Origin of the sequence: Burkholderia cepacia ATCC 25416, from assembly GCF_001411495.1 — a bacterium.
In the GTDB taxonomy this organism is placed as follows: domain Bacteria; phylum Pseudomonadota; class Gammaproteobacteria; order Burkholderiales; family Burkholderiaceae; genus Burkholderia; species Burkholderia cepacia.
Genome location: NZ_CP012981.1, coordinates 3,517,454 through 3,531,982, shown reverse-complemented (window position 1 = coordinate 3,531,982; position 14,529 = coordinate 3,517,454). Strand labels below are relative to the sequence as shown.

The following is a 14,529-nucleotide window of genomic DNA, read 5'->3' as shown; positions in this document are numbered from 1 at the left end:
GTTCACCCCGTCTCAGCTGGCGCGCGTCGCGAGACGCAGGCCGTCGCGCGTCGACGACGATGCGAGGCTCGCGCCCGTCACGAAATACGCGTGCAGGCCGTGCGCGAAGCGGCGCAGCTTGCTGACGACGCCCTTGTTCGCACGGGTGAGTGCGTTGTAGCCGAGCACGGCCGGGATCGCGACGAACAGGCCGAATGCGGTCATGATCAGCGATTCGCCGACCGGGCCCGCGACCTGGTCGATCGACGTCTGGCCGGATGCGCCGATCGCGAGCAGTGCGTGGTAGATCCCCCAGACCGTACCGAACAGGCCGACGAACGGCGCCGTGCTGCCGACCGACGCGAGGATCGCGAGGCCGCTTTGCATGCGCGAGATGCCTTCGTCCATCGTGTCCTTCAGGCAGCGCGTGACCCAGTCCGACACGTCCATGCGGTCGTGCAGGTGCGGTTGCGTCTGGTGGTGGTGATCGGCGGCTTCCTTGCCCGACAGCGCGAGCGCGAGGAACGGGTTGTCGTTCGGCGTCGAGGCGGCGAGCCCGAGCTTCTTGATGCCGTCGTCGAAGTTGTCCGAATGCCAGAACGCCTGTTCGGCGTTCTTCGTCAGGCGGTTCAGGCGGATCACGTTCCAGCCCTTGATGACGATCACGATCCACGACAGGACCGACATCACGAGCAGCGTGATCGCGATGGCGCGCGTGACGAAATCACCTTGCGCCCAGACGTGCGCGATACCGTAGCTTTGCATTTTCTTGTTTCCTTTGAATCTACCGAATATGACGGGTTAGTCGTCGAGCGTGAAGTTGAAGGGCAGCGTATGGGCGGCGCGGATCGCCTGGCCGTTCTCGATATACGGCGGGCAGGTGCTGGCGCGCGTCGCCTCGAGCGCGGCTTCGTCGAGACGCGGGTAGCCGCTGCTCTTCTGCAGCTGGACGCTTTCGATCTTGCCCGTCACGCCGATGATGAAGTGAACATAAGCCGTGCCCGTTTCGCCGCGACGCTTCGACATCGTCGGATAGGCGGGCTTCACGAAATTGCAGCTGAGCGCCGTGACGTTCTTCGGTGCGCTGACCTGCATTGTCTCGCGCGCCGGGCCGGGTGCTGCAGCCGGTGCGGCAGGCGCCGGCGCGGCGGGAGCCGGCGTCGGATCGACCACTGCCGGCGCGGGTGTCGGCGACGGTGCCTGCGCGACCGGCTGAGGCGTCGGGACGGCTTTCTGTACCGGCTTCGGCTCGACCTTCGGCTTCACGCGCGGCGTGGGCTTGGGGGGCGTGGGCTGCTGCGCGGCCGACTGGACCGCGACCGGCTGGGCAGGGGGCGCGGGCGGAATGAGCTGTGCGGTGATCGACTGAACCTCGATCTCCTTCGCCGGCGGCGGCGCGTTGCGATGGAGCCAGGCGGCCGTCAGCATGATCGCATGTGCGGCAAGCACACCGACCGCGGCGACGATCACTCGGGGATTCATACGTGGTGCAGCCGGCAAGATGCTGGCGGGAGTGGAATGCGAAGCCTGCATGTTAGCTTGAAAGAACGATGTCGCACCCGGGGCGCGGCGGGTGAATCGGCATCACTTGCGGAAGATCAGCAGCGAGATGCAAACGGTGGTCACAAATCCGATCAGCAATTCCATGACAGGCTCCTTGGCAGGTAAGCCGCTGGCTCGCGCATACGGTGGCTTGCTGACGGTCAAAACAAAAATGCGGCCTGGGCCGCATGTACACACCCGGCGCCGGTCAAGCAGCCTTGCGTTCGTAGAACGTGACCGGGATCGGATGAGCGTGGTGCTCGACACCGCACTGGCTCGCGCAGACGCCTTGTTCGGCCATGAGGTCGCGTACGGACTCCTCGCACTTGCCGCAGCACGTGGCCACGCCGAGCTCGAACTGGAGTTCATCGAAAGAGTTCACACCCTCTGCGAGGGACGCGCGAATCTTGCGATCGGAAACAGACTTGCACACGCAGACGATCATGGTGAGTTGCGATAGCTAACGTTAATGCGAATTATTATCATTAATTTTGCGGACGTTGACAAGCGCGGGTCGGGCTTTTTTTAAGGTCATCGGACCCTTGAAACGATGGGGGCGGTGGAGCGGCACGCGGAAGCGGGCGTGCCGGCTCGTGTCAGGCGGTCGCGCAGGCGCGCGCGTTCGGCGAGGAAATGGTGACGGATTCGACCGGTGCGGCGAGGCCGAGCAGCGTCGACGCGAGTACCTGCAACTGGCGGCCGTCGCTGGTCGAGCAGAAGCGGGGTGGCGCCGCGCGCGTGCCGGCCGGCGCACGCAGGCTGCGCTCGTCGAGAATCCGGGCGAGCTGGCGCGCGATTGCGTCGCTCGTGTCGACGATCGTCAGGCGGTCGCCCACAAGGTCACGAATCGTTTCCGTGAAGAACGGATAATGCGTGCAGCCGAGTACCAGCGTATCGGCGCCGTCGTCGAGCATCGGCTGCAGGTAGCTGTCGAGCAACGCGCGCAATGCGGGCGAGTTCGTGTCGCCGCGCTCGATGGCCTCGACGAGCCCGTGGCCGGGCTGGCAGATGAAGCGGCGGCCGGCGCCGTAGCGGTCGAGCAGCGCCTGGAAGCGCGGGCTGTTCAGCGTCGACTGCGTGGCGAGGACGCCCGCGACGCCGCTCGCGGACACGGCGACGGCCGGCTTGATGCCCGGCTCGACGCCGACGAGCGGCATCGGCAGGTGTTCGCGGATCGCGGCGATCGCGCGTGCGGTTGCGGTGTTGCAGGCGATGACGAGCGCCTTCGCCCCTTCGCGGGCCAGCCACTCGCCGATTGCCAGCGTACGTTCCGTAATGAACGCCTCATCGCGCGGACCATAAGGTGCGTGGTGCGAATCGGCGACGTAGATGAACGATTCGTCGGGCAGCTGCGCACGCGCGGCGCGCAGTACCGACAGGCCACCCAGCCCTGAATCGAAGATGCCGATGGGGGCAGCGGTCGTGGACGTCGCGGCGATAACGGAAGGTGTCGACATGAAAGGGCGGGTGGCGATGGCGGGAAGGGCGGAGCGCGCTTACTCCGGCGAACCCATCATCGTTTGCTGGTAGTTCTGCAGGCCGACCTTGCCGATCAGGTCGATCTGCGTTTCCAGCCAGTCGATGTGCTCTTCGGTGTCGTCGAGGATCTTTTCGAAGATCTCGCGCGACACGTAGTCACGAACCGATTCGCAATAGGCGATCGCTTCCTTGCAGGTGGACTGCGAAATCTGCTCGAGCTTCAGGTCGCACTTCAGGATCTCTTCGGTTTCCTCGCCGACGAGCAGCTTGTGCAGGTCCTGCAGGTTCGGCAGGCCGTCGAGCATGAAGACGCGCTCGATCAGCCAGTCGGCGTGCTTCATTTCGCCGATCGACTCGTCGTACTCGTGCTTGCCGAGTTTCTCGAGGCCCCAGTGCTTGTACATGCGCGCATGCAGGAAGTACTGGTTGATCGCCGTGAGTTCATTCTTCAACTGGGCGTTCAGATATTCGATGACTTTCTTGTCGCCTTGCATGGCTTGTTCCTTGTTCAGTGGGGCTTCAGAAACCGAAAGATAATCGCTCGTACGAGAAAAGCCAAGCCTCGAAGCCTTGCCGGGCCTGCCTTTTGCATGTAATGAGAATCAGCCTCGAATAACCGGCCGCATGCAGGAATGAGAACGAGAAGCAAAAAGGCCGGACTTGCGTCCGGCCTTGCATTCGATCGCGCTCAAGCGGTTGCGACCGGGATCTTGCCGATCTTCGCCTGCCACTCCTTCGGGCCGGTCTGGTGCACCGACGTGCCCGACGAATCGACGGCGACCGTCACCGGCATGTCCTGCACGTCGAACTCGTAGATCGCTTCCATGCCGAGGTCCTCGAATGCGAGCACCTTCGCGCCGCGGATCGCCTTCGACACGAGGTACGCGGCGCCGCCGACGGCCATCAGGTAGGCCGCCTTGTGCTTCTTGATCGCGTCGATCGCGACCGGGCCGCGCTCGGCCTTGCCGACCATCGAGATCAGGCCGGTCTGCGCGAGCATCGTCTCGGTGAACTTGTCCATGCGCGTGGCCGTCGTCGGGCCTGCCGGGCCGACCACTTCGTCGCGCACCGGATCGACCGGGCCGACGTAGTAGATCACGCGGTTGGTGAAGTCGACCGGCAGCTTCTCGCCCTTCGCGAGCATGTCGGCGATGCGCTTGTGCGCAGCGTCGCGGCCGGTGAGCATCTTGCCCGACAGCAGCAGCGTCTGGCCCGGCGTCCAGCTGGCGACTTCTTCCGGCGTCAGCGTGTTCAGGTCGACGCGCTTGCTGGTTTCCGTGTTGGGTTCCCACTGGACCTTCGGCCATGCGTCGAGCGACGGTGCTTCAAGCTTGGCCGGGCCCGAGCCGTCGAGCACGAAGTGCGCGTGGCGCGTGGCCGCGCAGTTCGGGATCAGCGCGACCGGCTTCGATGCCGCGTGCGTCGGTGCCGCCATGATCTTCACGTCGAGCACCGTTGCGAGGCCACCGAGGCCCTGGGCGCCGATGCCGAGAGCGTTGACCTTCTCGTGCAGTTCGACACGCAGTTCCTCGACCCAGTCCTTCGGGCCGCGCGCGATGATTTCCTGGATGTCGATCGGCTCCATCAGCGATTCCTTCGCCATCAGCATCGCCTTCTCGGCGGTGCCGCCGATGCCGATCCCGAGCATGCCCGGCGGGCACCAGCCCGCGCCCATCGTCGGGACCGTCTTCAGCACCCAGTCGACGATCGAGTCGGACGGGTTCAGCATCACGAACTTCGACTTGTTCTCCGAGCCGCCGCCCTTCGCCGCGACCTGCACGTCGACCTTGTCGCCCGGCACGATCTCGTAGTGGATCACGGCCGGCGTGTTGTCCTTCGTGTTCTTGCGGGCGCCTTCCGGCGGATTGACGATCGACGCGCGCAGCACGTTGTCCGGGTGCGTGTAACCGCGGCGCACGCCTTCGTTGATCATGTCGGTGAGGCCCATCGTCGCGCCGTCCCAGCGCACGTCCATGCCGACCTTCACGAAGATCGTGACGATGCCGGTGTCCTGGCAGATCGGACGCTTGCCTTCCGCGCACATGCGGCTGTTCGTGAGGATCTGCGCGATCGCATCCTTCGCGGCCGGGCTTTCTTCCAGCTCGTATGCGCGGCCGAGGGCCTGGATGTAGTCGAGCGGGTGGTAGTAGCTGATGTACTGCAGCGAATCCGCGATGCTCTGGATCAGGTCTTCCTGTTTGATGACGGTCATGGCTGAGACTCTGTGGGGACAGTGGGGAATGCGTTTATGCGTTGGCGGCTGCTTCGGCCGGCTTGCGGGACGCGGGCACGGCGCTCGCGTGCGGCGCGTGCGTCTCGTGGAAATGGGCCGGGTGCGTGTGCGTCGTCAGGCGGTCGACCCACGCCATCACGAGCGCCGACACCAGGAACGACACGTGGATGATCACCTGCCACATGATCGCGTGCATCGTGTGCTGGTCGGGGTTGATGAACGTCTTCAGCAGGTGGATCGACGAAATGCTGATCAGCGCCATCGACAGCTTGACCTTCAGCACGCCCGCGTTCACGTGGTCGAGCCATTCGGGCTCGTCGGGGTGGCCCTCGATGCCGAGGCGCGACACGAACGTTTCGTAACCGCCGACGATCACCATGATCAGCAGGTTCGAGATCATCACCACGTCGATCAGGCCGAGCACCGCGAGCATCACGCTGATTTCGTCGAGGCTGGTCGCATGCGACAGCAGGTGCCAGACTTCCTTCAGGAACAGGAACACGTAGACGGCCTGCGCGACGATCAGGCCGAGGTAAAGCGGAACCTGGAGCCAGCGGCTCATGAAAATCAGCGCGGGAAGCGGGCGAAGCGGGCGACGGGCGGGGCGGCCGGGCGAATGCGGGGCGGACATGGTGGAGAGTCGGGCGCGGTGCGCAGGTATCGGGGGTAATCTTGAAAAGGCGCGCTATTGTAACGCGTCGGCCGGCGCGACTGCAGTGACGCGCCGGCACAGCCGGGGACGGATCAGGACGCGGCGGCGGGCACGCGTTTCACGCGCAGGCTTGCGAGCACGATGCCGGTGACGACGCACGCGAGCGCAATGCCGTGGGCGAGGGTCGGCCGCTCGCCGAGGAACGCGATGCCATACGCGGCTGCGGCGACCGGCAGCACCGCGCTGAACACGCCCGCGAGGCTGCCCGGCACGTGCCGGATGCCTTTCATCCACAGCCAGAACGAGAAGATGCTGGCCGACAGGCCGTACCAGACGACGAGCGCCCAGGTGCCGGCCGGCACGCTCGCGTAATCGAAATGCCACATGGCCGTCGCGCCGAGCGGCAGCATCAGGCACAGGCCGAACAGGTGCGTGTACGCGCAGATGTCGATCGGCGCGAGCGTCTGCGTGAGGCGGCGCGACAGGATCACGTAGATCGATTCGCAGCACACCGCGCCGAGGATCAGCAGGTTGCCGGTCAGCGACGACGATGCGCCGTGCCCGGCGGCGCTGCCGTTCGCGAGGTTGATCGTCACGACGCCGGCGATCGCGAGCGCGATCGACACGAGCGCACGGCCGTTCGGTTTTTCACGCAGGATCAGCCACGCGAACAGCGCGACGATCGCCGGAATCGTGCTGGTGATCACGCCGGCCGCGACCGCGCTCGTGCGCTGCACGCCGTTCAGCATCAGCAGCGTGAACATGAAGGTGCCGAAGAACGCCTGCAAGAACAGGTTCAGCCATTCGCCGCGCTTGACGGTGCGCATCTTCACCGGGCTGAACAGCGGCCACAGCACGGCGATCGCAATCACGAAGCGCAGCGTGGCGAGGATGGCGACGGGAACGAAGACGACGATCGATTTGCCGATACCGACATTGCTGCCGACGAACAGCATCGACAGAACGAGAAAGAAAGCATAGCGATTCAAGCTGGAATCCGGAAGGCGAGTTCAGTTAGGATTGTAGGGTCGCGCTCGTTACAGCGTAAAGCTGCAAGCGGCGCCGCCCGGCGGGCGAAACGGCCGTGCCGCGTAAGTGACGGGTAAGTTGGAGCGCTTATTGTGGACACTGTCGGGTCGCCCGGTCGCCATCGGGCGACGTGGTGCGGCGCAGCATCGCGCAGCGGCCTTCGGACCGTGCGCGGATGGTGGGTAGGAGACAGCGGCGCGCATGCGCCGGCCAAGACGCGCGGCGTGCACGATCGCGCCGCCATGCAGAGGATTCATGTTCACCAAGGGGTAGTCGATGTCTGCGATTGAATCGGTTCTTCACGAAACCCGCCAGTTTGCGCCGCCCGCGGCGCTCGAGCAGGCGGCGACCATTTCCGGCATGCCGGCCTATCGGGCGCTCGTCGCCGAGGCCGAGCGCGATTACGAAGGCTTCTGGGCGCGCCTCGCGCGCGAGGGCCTCGCGTGGCACAAGCCGTTCACCAAAGTGCTCGACGAGTCCAACGCGCCGTTCTACAAGTGGTTCGACGACGGCGAGCTCAACGCGTCGTACAACTGCCTCGACCGTCACGTCGAAGCCGGCAACGGCGAGCGCGTCGCGGTGATCTTCGAAGCCGACGACGGCACCGTCACGCGCGTCACCTATGCGGATCTCCTCGCCCGCGTGTCGCGTTTCGCGAATGCGCTGAAGAAGCGCGGCATCGGCAAGGGCGACCGCGTCGTCATCTATATCCCGATGTCGATCGAAGGCATCGTCGCGATGCAGGCCTGCGCGCGCATCGGCGCGACCCACTCGGTCGTGTTCGGCGGCTTCTCCGCGAAGTCGCTGAACGAGCGGCTCGTCGACGTCGGCGCGACGGCGCTGATCACGGCCGACGAGCAGGCACGCGGCGGCAAGACGCTGCCGCTCAAGAGCATCGCCGACGAGGCGCTCGCGCTGGGCGGCTGCGAAGCGGTGAAGAGCGTGATCGTCTATCGCCGCACCGGCGGCAAGATCGACTGGCATGCCGACCGCGACCTGTGGATGCACGAACTGACGGCCGCCGAATCCGACACCTGCGAGCCGGAATGGGTGAGCGCCGAGCATCCGCTGTTCATCCTGTATACGTCGGGCTCGACCGGCAAGCCGAAGGGCGTGCAGCACAGCACCGGCGGCTACCTGCTGTGGGCCGCGCAGACGATGAAGTGGACCTTCGACTGGAAGCCCACCGACGTGTTCTGGTGCACGGCCGACATCGGCTGGGTCACCGGCCACACGTACATCACGTACGGCCCGCTCGCCTGCGGCGGCACGCAGGTCGTGTTCGAGGGCGTGCCGACCTGGCCGGACGCCGGCCGCTTCTGGAAGATGATCGGCGACCACAAGGTCAGCGTGTTCTACACCGCGCCGACGGCGATCCGTTCGCTGATCAAGGCCGCCGAGGCCGACGACAAGGTGCATCCGAAGAGCTACGACCTGTCGAGCCTGCGCATCATCGGCACGGTCGGCGAGCCGATCAATCCGGAAGCGTGGATGTGGTATCACAAGCACGTCGGCCAGGAGCGCTGCCCGATCGTCGATACGTGGTGGCAGACCGAGACGGGCGGCCACATGATCACGCCGCTGCCGGGCGCGACGCCGACCGTGCCCGGTTCGTGCACGCTGCCGCTGCCGGGCATCATGGCCGCGGTGGTCGACGAAACCGGCCAGGACGTGCCGAACGGGCAAGGCGGCATTCTCGTCGTCAAGCGCCCGTGGCCGGCGATGATCCGCACGATCTGGGGCGACCCGGAACGCTTCAAGAAGAGCTACTACCCGGAAGAACTCGGCGGCACGCTGTACCTCGCCGGCGACGGCACCGTGCGCGACAAGGACACCGGCTACTTCACGATCATGGGCCGGATCGACGACGTGCTGAACGTGTCGGGCCACCGGCTCGGCACGATGGAGATCGAATCGGCGCTGGTCTCGCACGAGCTGGTGGCCGAGGCGGCCGTGGTCGGCCGTCCTGACGACACGACGGGCGAGGCGGTGGTCGCGTTCGTGGTGCTCAAGCGTGCGCGTCCGGAAGGCGAGGAGGCCGCGGCGCTCGCCAAGACGCTGCGCGACTGGGTCGGCAAGCAGATCGGGCCGATCGCGAAGCCGAAGGACATCCGCTTCGGCGACAACCTGCCGAAGACGCGCTCGGGCAAGATCATGCGGCGCCTGCTGCGCTCGCTCGCCAAGGGCGAAGCGATCACGCAGGACACGTCCACGCTCGAGAACCCGGCCATCCTCGAGCAGCTCGCCGAAGTGCGCTGACCGTACCGGTTGCGCATCACGCGCACGAGCCCCTGCGCGGCAATCCCGATTGCCCGCGCAGGGGCTTTTTGTTACATAACGGCATGACCGTTCCGACCCGATCCGCGCCTGCCGCGCCACCGCCCGTTCCCGAGCCGCTCGCGCGTGCCCACGCACGCTACTGGCGCTTCAATGTCGCGCTGATCGCGGTGCTGATGGCGATCGGTTTCGCCGTGTCGTTCATCGTGCCGTTCTTCGGGCCCGCGCTCGCGAGCGTGCGCTTCGCCGGGTTCAGCCTGCCGTTCTACGTCGGTGCGCAGGGCGCGATTCTCGTGTATCTCGTGCTGATCGTCGCGTATATCGGGCTGATGCAGCGCGCCGACCGCACGCTGCGCCGCGCGTACGACGATCATGCGGCGCGTACCGGCCATCCGAACGGCGGGCGCTGATTCATGCTGACGCATCGACTGATCCGCGCGTATGCGCTCTACACGCTGGGGTTTCTCGGATTCGTGCTGCTGATGTGGCGGATCGAGCGCGCCACCGGCTCCGGCGTCTGGATCGGCTACGTGTTCCTGTTCGTGCCGATCGCGGTGTACGCGGTGATCGGGCTGCTGTCGCGCACGTCCGATCTCGTCGAATACTACGTGGCCGGGCGGCGCGTGCCGTCCGCGTTCAACGGGATGGCGACGGCGGCCGACTGGCTGTCGGCCGCGTCGTTCATCGGCCTGGCCGGCTCGCTCTATACGACCGGCTACGATGCGCTCGCGTACGTGATGGGCTGGACGGGCGGGTTCTGCCTCGTGGCGTTCCTGCTTGCGCCTTATGTGCGCAAGCTCGCGCGCTACACGATTCCCGATTTTCTCGGTACGCGCTTTTCGAGCACGGCCGTGCGTGCGCTCGCGGCCGGCGCGGCGATCCTGTGTTCGTTCGTGTACCTGGTCGCGCAGATCCAGGGGATCGGCCTGATCGCGACGCGCTTCATTGGCGTCGATTTCGCGATCGGGATCTTCTGCGGGCTCGCGGGCATTCTCGTATGCTCGTTTCTCGGCGGGATGCGCGCGGTCACCTGGACGCAGGTCGCGCAGTACATCATCCTGATCAGCGCGATCCTGATTCCGGTGTCGCTGATCGCGATGAAGAACGGGCTCGGCCCGGTGCCGCAGTTCAGCTACGGCAAGCTGATGGAGCGCGTCGCGGCGCGCGAGGCGCAGGTGCGCGATGCGTCCGACGAACAGCAGGTGCGCGACGCATATCGACGACAAGCCGCGGACATCCAGACGCGGCTCGACCGGCTGCCTTCGTCGTATGCGGATGCACGCCGGCATCTCGCCGACCAGTTGGCCGACCTGCGGCGCCACAACGGACCGCTGCGCGAGATCAGCCAGCGCGAGCGCGAGCTGGCGGACTTTCCGCGCGATCCGGCGGCGGCGCGGGTCGCGTGGACGCAGGCGCGTGACGACCTGCTGGCCCGTGCCGAGCCGCCCGTGCCGATGCACGAACCGTTTCCCGCCGCGAGCGATGACGAGCGCAAGCCGCGCGAGCGGAACTTCCTCGCGCTGCTGCTGTGCCTGTCGCTCGGCACCGCGAGCCTGCCGCACATCCTGACGCGTTACAACACGACCACGTCGGTCGCGTCGGCGCGGCGCTCGGTCGGGTGGACCCTGTTCTTCATCGCGCTGTTCTACCTCAGCGTGCCGGTGCTCGCGGTGCTGATCAAGTACGAGATCCTCGCGAACCTCGTCGGGCGGCCGTTCGCCGAATTGCCGGCGTGGGTCACGCAATGGCATCACTTCGAGCCCGACCTGATCAGCGTCGTCGAGGTGATTCGCGATGGCATCGTGCACTGGTCGGAAATCCAGATGCAGCCGGACATGGTCGTACTGGCCGCGCCGGAGATTGCCGGGCTACCGTACGTCGTGTCGGGACTGATCGCGGCCGGTGCGCTTGCCGCGGCGCTGTCGACCGCGGACGGGCTGCTGCTGACGATCGCCAACGCGCTGTCGCACGACGTCTACTACTGCATGGTCGCGCCCGACGCATCGAGCCAGCGGCGCGTGACGATCTCGAAGGTGCTGCTGCTCGGCGTCGCCCTGTTCGCGTCGTATGTCGCGTCGCTCAATACGGGGAAGATCCTGTTTCTCGTCGGCGCTGCGTTCTCGCTGGCGGCCTCGAGCTTTTTTCCGGTGCTGGTGCTCGGCGTGTTCTGGAAGCGCACGACGACGCGCGGTGCGATCGCCGGGATGGTGACCGGGCTCGCGGTGTGCGTGTACTACATCGTGTCGACCTATCCGTACTTCACGCAGCTGACGGGATTCGCGGGGCGCACGTGGTTCGGGATCGAGTCGATCAGTTCGGGCGTGTTCGGGGTGCCGGCGGGGTTCGCGGTGGCGATCGTCGTGAGTCTGTTCGATCGTAAGCCGGATGACTATACGCGGGCGCTGGTGGATTACATCCGGCATCCGTGACGCGGGTGTCGTTCGGCATGCTCGCGTGCCGGGGCAGCCAGTGCCGGCGCCGTGACGGGCGGGTCAGAGCGCGGAAATGCCGAGCTCGGCGCCCTTGGTCGTCTGTACCCGGCTGAAATCGCAGCTTCCGTCCGTCATGCCCTTGGCGTTCGGTATCGCGACGCACACATACGCACGGATGCCATGCGGCAGTGCCACGTGGCGAAACTCGCCGACCTTGATCGTCGCGACCCGGTCAACGGCAAAGCGATCGTTGATCGGTGTCGCGCTCGACGGGATCGACATCGTCACTTCCGACGCGGCGTTCCCGGTTTGCGATTTCAGCGTCTGGCTGCTGCCGATCTCTCCGCTGACCGAGAAGCGTATCGCCGCCTGTCCTTCGGACACGCGTTGAACCGTGACCGCGAGCGTCGGCATGGCGATTCCCGCCGCGCATTTGCCGGCAGCGCACTCGCGAACGGAAAGCAGCGTGCGAAACGGGGATGCAGGCTGACCGATGACCGACAGGTCGGTGGACGATCCGCCGTCGCGCAGCGCCTTGTCGACCGGCGGGGGAGAGGTCACCGCGACGGTGGTGGTGATCGACGGCGGCGAAAATGCCGTTGCGCAAGCTGACAGCATCGTCGAAGCGACAATCGTCATGGCGAACCCTGGATTGAATCGCATGGATCTGACTCGCGGAGCTGAAACCTCGGATATCGTCAGAAGAATACACATCTTTAGCGAGCGGGGTTCGGGGGGCGATGTGCGATGGGTGCCGGCGAAACCGCCGTGTCGATGACCTGATTCGCAAAGCCCATGGCCATCATCATTCCCGGGCCGGCGAATGCATTTCCGTTCATGGCGGGCGAATGCGCCATGTTCGCTTGCATCATGGTCATGAACTGCGCACGCAGATTTTCGCGCAGTGGCGGACAGTCGACGCGGGATGAAAAACGAGTCGGCATCCTTGTCGGCGATGCCGAAATGCGATCGTTATCGAGTTCGGAACGATGGATTGAATGGCGCTGTCGTCGCGTCGAGAAAAACGATGAAGCGATGAGTCGCAGTATTGAACTGCATGGCCGACCCGCTTGCCCGATGCCTGAAGGCGGAAGTCGATGCGAAGCGCATGATGGCGGGCATGTCGGCGCAGCGACGATTGTCGGGCGCTTGGGCGTGCAGAAACGAAAAACGGGCCGAGCGGCCCGTTTTTGCTGACATCCTGGCGGAGAGAGGGGGATTCGAACCCCCGATAGGCGATTAACCTATACACGCTTTCCAGGCGTGCGACTTAAACCACTCATCCATCTCTCCGGAAGACCGAGAGTATAGCAAACTCTGGCGGCAGCCCGCCACTCCCTTCCGCAATCGTCAAAAATCCGTCGTCATCGACAGCCACACCGACCGCGGATCGCCCTGTGTCAGGTACCCGCCGGTCGTCGACGACCAGTACGACTTGTTCGTGACGTTGCGCACGGCCGCTCGGAACGTCGTCTTCCTGCCGAACAGCGCCGTCGCATAACGCGCACCGAGATCGTAGCGGTCCCCCGCCGGGATCGACGCCACGCAACCGCCGAGCGGATCCCGGGGCGAACATGCGATCATCGGCCGTTCGAATGCGTCGTCATGATTCGCGCGTGCCGGCAGCGGCCCGCGCGGCCGAAGACGGCGACGCCATCCCGTTCGCAAGCTCCCTTCAGAAGGAACACCACGCCATGTCGCTGTCCGCCTTGCTCGCTTTTGCCCTGATCCTTTCCGTCGGCGTCGCGACGCCCGGCCCGACGGTGTTGCTCGCGATGAGCAACGGCTCACGGTACGGATTGCGTCACGCACTGGTCGGCATGCTCGGCGCAGTCACCGCCGATGTCGTGATGGTCGCGCTGGTCGGGTTCGGTCTCGGGATGCTGCTCGAAGCATCGGAAACGGCGTTCGTCACGCTGAAGCTGGCCGGTGCCGCGTGGCTCGCCTATGTCGGTGTGCGGATGCTGCTCTCGTCCGGCGGTCGTGCTGCCGCGCAGGCAGTCGATCAGGCGATGCCCGATCGCCGGACCGCGTTCCTGAAGAGTTTTTTCGTCGCAATGAGCAACCCGAAGTATTACCTGTTCATGTCCGCGCTGCTGCCGCAGTTCGTCGACCGGTCGCACGCGATCGCGCCGCAGTACGCGATCCTCGCAGCGACGATCGTCGCGATCGACGTCGTCGGGATGACCGGCTACGCGCTGCTCGGCGTGCACTCGGTGCGCGTGTGGAAAGCGGCCGGCGAGAAGTGGCTGAACCGCGTCAGCGGGGCGCTGCTGCTGATTCTCGCGGGATATGTCGCGTTGTACCGCAAGGCCGCGAACTGACGCGCCGATGCTTCCGGCACACGATCTCGGCCAACCGGCCCGGCGATGAAGCCGATCGAGCGTTTCGCGCTCGAAACGCACGACGGTCCGTACGAAACGTGGCCGTCGCGTACCGCCGTGCTCGTGAACGGCGAGCGCTCCGGCCTCACGGTTTCCGGTTACGTACTGCTTCGCCAGTTCGAGACGCCGGCCGCTTATCTGCTCGTCACCGACTACGACTGCCTGTTCGAGGAGGCCGTCACGTTCACGCTCGTGTCGAAGGATCCATTGAAGGAAATCGCGCGGCGCACGGTCGGCGCGATGTATGCGTCGTGCCATCTGGACGACCTCGCGTGGGCCGACGACCGGCATTTCAGCGCGACGTTCGTGGACATCGACGGACGATGGGATTTTACGATTCGTGACCGATCGGTGCCGTTCATCCTGCCCAGGCTCGGGATGAGTCGCGTGCGGGATCGGTAATGCGCGATCGATGCCCGCGAGGGGCTTGGCCGCGTGTGTGCGCCGTCTGAAACCCGCTCAAACAGGCGGTTTCATTTCTCTTTCGCATTGATCCGACATGTAAGTTTCGGCGCGTCCGAA

General features: G+C 65.5%; 15 protein-coding genes, 1 tRNA gene and 1 pseudogene. 5 read left to right on the top strand and 12 right to left on the bottom strand.

Features of this window, described 5'->3' with window-relative positions:
• Positions 1-12 precede the first annotated feature (12 nt).
• The 8 genes from APZ15_RS16315 to APZ15_RS16280 form a co-directional block, all read right to left on the bottom strand.
• On the bottom strand, positions 13-744 hold the full coding sequence (locus APZ15_RS16315) for a MotA/TolQ/ExbB proton channel family protein (RefSeq protein WP_027786895.1): 732 nt from the start codon (positions 742-744) through the stop codon (positions 13-15).
• A 36-nt stretch (positions 745-780) separates the two neighbouring features.
• Complete coding sequence (locus APZ15_RS16310; protein WP_027786896.1) at positions 781-1,512, bottom strand: energy transducer TonB; 732 nt, start codon at positions 1,510-1,512, stop codon at positions 781-783.
• Between the two features lie 217 nt (positions 1,513-1,729).
• Positions 1,730-1,966, bottom strand: coding sequence for a (2Fe-2S)-binding protein (locus APZ15_RS16305; RefSeq protein ID WP_011352654.1), 237 nt, complete (start codon positions 1,964-1,966; stop codon positions 1,730-1,732).
• A 151-nt stretch (positions 1,967-2,117) separates the two neighbouring features.
• Positions 2,118-2,978, bottom strand: a complete 861-nt coding sequence (murI, locus tag APZ15_RS16300; protein WP_027786897.1) for a glutamate racemase — start codon at positions 2,976-2,978, stop codon at positions 2,118-2,120.
• Between the two features lie 39 nt (positions 2,979-3,017).
• Entirely contained in the window at positions 3,018-3,494 is a 477-nt protein-coding gene (gene bfr, locus APZ15_RS16295) for a bacterioferritin (protein WP_011352652.1), read from the bottom strand.
• A 194-nt stretch (positions 3,495-3,688) separates the two neighbouring features.
• Positions 3,689-5,212, bottom strand: coding sequence for a fumarate hydratase (locus APZ15_RS16290; protein ID WP_006478316.1), 1,524 nt, complete (start codon positions 5,210-5,212; stop codon positions 3,689-3,691).
• A gap of 34 nt (positions 5,213-5,246) precedes the next feature.
• Positions 5,247-5,864: a TIGR00645 family protein gene (locus APZ15_RS16285; protein ID WP_027786898.1), complete on the bottom strand. Its 618-nt coding sequence runs from the start codon at positions 5,862-5,864 to the stop codon at positions 5,247-5,249.
• 113 nt (positions 5,865-5,977) lie between these two features.
• The gene (locus APZ15_RS16280; RefSeq protein WP_027786899.1) at positions 5,978-6,874 is read right to left on the bottom strand and encodes a DMT family transporter; all 897 of its coding nucleotides are present in this window, start codon (positions 6,872-6,874) and stop codon (positions 5,978-5,980) included.
• A 316-nt stretch (positions 6,875-7,190) separates the two neighbouring features.
• Here APZ15_RS16280 and acs point away from each other — a divergent pair, with 316 nt between their 5' ends.
• From acs to APZ15_RS16265, 3 genes are all read left to right on the top strand, one after another.
• A complete protein-coding gene (gene acs, locus APZ15_RS16275; RefSeq protein ID WP_027786900.1) occupies positions 7,191-9,173 on the top strand; it encodes an acetate--CoA ligase in 1,983 nt (660 codons plus the stop codon).
• A gap of 83 nt (positions 9,174-9,256) precedes the next feature.
• Entirely contained in the window at positions 9,257-9,601 is a 345-nt protein-coding gene (locus APZ15_RS16270) for a DUF4212 domain-containing protein (protein WP_021163615.1), read from the top strand.
• A gap of 3 nt (positions 9,602-9,604) precedes the next feature.
• Complete coding sequence (locus APZ15_RS16265) at positions 9,605-11,620, top strand: sodium:solute symporter family protein (protein ID WP_027786903.1); 2,016 nt, start codon at positions 9,605-9,607, stop codon at positions 11,618-11,620.
• 63 nt (positions 11,621-11,683) lie between these two features.
• On the opposite strand, the gene APZ15_RS16260 is transcribed toward APZ15_RS16265, so the two are convergent.
• The 4 genes and pseudogenes from APZ15_RS16260 to APZ15_RS16250 form a co-directional block, all read right to left on the bottom strand.
• Positions 11,684-12,337 (bottom strand): hypothetical protein, encoded by a 654-nt coding sequence (locus APZ15_RS16260; protein WP_226153356.1) that lies wholly within the window; start codon positions 12,335-12,337, stop codon positions 11,684-11,686.
• A gap of 2 nt (positions 12,338-12,339) precedes the next feature.
• Positions 12,340-12,501 (bottom strand): hypothetical protein, encoded by a 162-nt coding sequence (locus tag APZ15_RS39355; RefSeq protein ID WP_226129833.1) that lies wholly within the window; start codon positions 12,499-12,501, stop codon positions 12,340-12,342.
• Between the two features lie 324 nt (positions 12,502-12,825).
• A tRNA-Ser gene (locus APZ15_RS16255) sits at positions 12,826-12,916 on the bottom strand.
• A gap of 57 nt (positions 12,917-12,973) precedes the next feature.
• Positions 12,974-13,162, bottom strand: a pseudogene (locus APZ15_RS16250) (hypothetical protein); the annotation flags it as partial.
• A gap of 155 nt (positions 13,163-13,317) precedes the next feature.
• Between APZ15_RS16250 and APZ15_RS16245 the strand changes: the two are divergent.
• Positions 13,318-13,947: a LysE family translocator gene (locus APZ15_RS16245; protein WP_027786907.1), complete on the top strand. Its 630-nt coding sequence runs from the start codon at positions 13,318-13,320 to the stop codon at positions 13,945-13,947.
• 45 nt (positions 13,948-13,992) lie between these two features.
• Entirely contained in the window at positions 13,993-14,409 is a 417-nt protein-coding gene (locus APZ15_RS16240; RefSeq protein WP_027786908.1) for a hypothetical protein, read from the top strand.
• Positions 14,410-14,529: the final 120 nt, after the last annotated feature.

Coding starts and splice junctions, on each gene's coding strand:
- APZ15_RS16270 (WP_021163615.1), top strand. CDS start 9,257: ATGACCGTTCCGACCCGATCCGCGCCTGCCGCGCCACCGCCCGTTCCC.
- APZ15_RS16315 (WP_027786895.1), bottom strand. CDS start 744: ATGCAAAGCTACGGTATCGCGCACGTCTGGGCGCAAGGTGATTTCGTC.
- APZ15_RS16290 (WP_006478316.1), bottom strand. CDS start 5,212: ATGACCGTCATCAAACAGGAAGACCTGATCCAGAGCATCGCGGATTCG.
- APZ15_RS16285 (WP_027786898.1), bottom strand. CDS start 5,864: ATGTCCGCCCCGCATTCGCCCGGCCGCCCCGCCCGTCGCCCGCTTCGC.
- murI (WP_027786897.1), bottom strand. CDS start 2,978: ATGTCGACACCTTCCGTTATCGCCGCGACGTCCACGACCGCTGCCCCC.
- acs (WP_027786900.1), top strand. CDS start 7,191: ATGTCTGCGATTGAATCGGTTCTTCACGAAACCCGCCAGTTTGCGCCG.
- APZ15_RS16310 (WP_027786896.1), bottom strand. CDS start 1,512: ATGCAGGCTTCGCATTCCACTCCCGCCAGCATCTTGCCGGCTGCACCA.
- APZ15_RS16240 (WP_027786908.1), top strand. CDS start 13,993: ATGAAGCCGATCGAGCGTTTCGCGCTCGAAACGCACGACGGTCCGTAC.
- APZ15_RS39355 (WP_226129833.1), bottom strand. CDS start 12,501: ATGACCATGATGCAAGCGAACATGGCGCATTCGCCCGCCATGAACGGA.
- APZ15_RS16260 (WP_226153356.1), bottom strand. CDS start 12,337: ATGTGTATTCTTCTGACGATATCCGAGGTTTCAGCTCCGCGAGTCAGA.
- bfr (WP_011352652.1), bottom strand. CDS start 3,494: ATGCAAGGCGACAAGAAAGTCATCGAATATCTGAACGCCCAGTTGAAG.
- APZ15_RS16245 (WP_027786907.1), top strand. CDS start 13,318: ATGTCGCTGTCCGCCTTGCTCGCTTTTGCCCTGATCCTTTCCGTCGGC.
- APZ15_RS16265 (WP_027786903.1), top strand. CDS start 9,605: ATGCTGACGCATCGACTGATCCGCGCGTATGCGCTCTACACGCTGGGG.
- APZ15_RS16305 (WP_011352654.1), bottom strand. CDS start 1,966: ATGATCGTCTGCGTGTGCAAGTCTGTTTCCGATCGCAAGATTCGCGCG.